1 protein-coding gene is annotated in these 1810 nt (G+C 70.6%); it reads right to left on the bottom strand.

The genetic code is table 11. The annotated features are described in order from the left end of the window. Window positions 1–1810, bottom strand: a 1810-nt coding sequence (locus VF794_RS18515) for a condensation domain-containing protein (protein ID WP_331112217.1), incomplete at both ends; no start/stop codon positions are given.

The raw sequence follows: 1810 nt of genomic DNA, 5'->3' as shown, positions 1-1810 counted from the left end.
GCAGGCCTCGCGCGGGTAGTCGGCGCGCGTGTCGTTCCACTGCACGAGCACCTGCTGGCGCTCGGCCTCCGGCAGCAGGGGCAGGGCGGAGAGCGACAGCTCGGGGTTGGCGGTGGCCGCCTCCAGCAGCACCCGCAGGTGTCCCAGCATGCGCGCGGCCGTCTCCGGCTCGAACAGGTCCGTGTTGTACTCGAGCGAGCCGAGGAGGCCCTCGGGCGTCTGCGACAGCGCGAGCGTCAGGTCGAACTTCGCTGTCTGGCCCTCCACCTCCAGCGGACGCATCTCCAGCGAGGGGCGGGAGCCCTCGGCCTCGGAGTTCGCCGGCAGAGGCGCGTTCTGGAAGGCGAACATCACCTGGAAGAGCGGCGGGTGGCTCAAGCTGCGCTGGGGCTTGAGCTCCTCGACGAGCTTCTCGAAGGGGAGGTCCTGGTGGGCATAGGCGCCGAGCGTGGTCTGGCGCACGCGGCCGAGCAGCTCGCGGAAGGAGGGGTTGCCCTCCAGACGGGTGCGCAGCACGAGCGTGTTGACGAAGAAGCCGATGAGGCCCTCGGTGTCCGCATGCGTGCGGCCGGCGATGGGCGAGCCCACGCTGATGTCCTGCTGGTCCGAGTAGCGCGAGAGCACGGCCTGGAAGGCCGCCAGCAGACCCATGAAGGGGGTCACACCCTCACGCTGGCACAAGGCCAGGAAGGACTCCGACAGCTCCCTGGGCAGCTGCAGCGACTGCTGCGCTCCACGGAACGTCTGGACCGCGGGACGCGGCTTGTCCGTGGGCAACTCCAGCGCGGGAGGCGCGTCGGTGAGCTGCTGCTTCCAGTACCGCACCTGCCGCTCGAGCACCTCGCCCTGGAGCCAGCCGCGCTGCCAGGCCGCGTAGTCGGCGTACTGCACGGGCAGCTCGGGCAGGGGCGAGGGCTGGCCCGAGGCGAAGGCCTGGTACAGGGCCGCCACCTCCTTGAGGAGCACGCCCATGGACCAGCCGTCGGAGACGATGTGGTGCATCGTCAGCAGCAGCACGTGCTGGGTGTCCGCCAGCTTGAGCAGCTTCACTCGCAGCAGGGGGCCATGGATGAGATCGAAGGCGCGCTGGGCCTCCTCCTCCGCCAGACGCCGCACCTCGCCCTCCTGCTGGGACTGGGGCAGCGTGCTCAAGTCGACGAGAGGCAGGGACAGCGAGGCGTTGGAGTGAATGACCTGGACGGCCTCCGTCCCGGTGGAGCGGAAGGTGGTGCGCAGGGATTCGTGACGACGCACCAGTTCCTGGACGCTGTGCTCCAGCGCGGACGCGTCGAGCGTCCCCTCCAGCCGCATGGCGAGGGGGATGTGGTAGGTGGGCAGGCCCGGCTCCAGTTGCTCCAGGAACCACAGGCGCTGCTGGGCGAAGGACAGGGGCAACTGGTCGGTGCGAGCGACGGGCCGCAGGGCGGGCAGTTGCACGCCCTGGCCAGCGCGCACGGCGGCGTCCACCAGGAGGGCGAGGGACTCCACGGTGGGAGCCTCGAAGAGGGCGCGCAGGGGCAGGTCGACGCCGAAGGAGGCGCGGATACGGGAGACCACCTGGGTGGCCAGCAGCGAATGGCCGCCCAACTCGAAGAAGTTGTCACCGCCGCCCACGCGCTCCACGCCCAGCACCTGGGTCCACAGAGAGGCCAGCAGTTGCTCGGTGGGAGTGCGCGGCGCGACGTAGGTGTGCTGCTCGGAGCGGGTGGCCTCCGGGGCGGGGAGGGCCTTGCGGTCCACCTTGCCGTTGGGGGAGAGGGGCAGGGCGTCCAACACCCTGAAGGCGGAGGGCACCATGTACTCGGGCAGC

Source organism: Archangium sp. (assembly GCF_036389735.1).
Lineage (GTDB): Bacteria > Myxococcota > Myxococcia > Myxococcales > Myxococcaceae > Archangium.
Note: the sequence above shows the minus strand (reverse complement) of the source record. Positions and strands in the feature narration are given on the sequence as shown.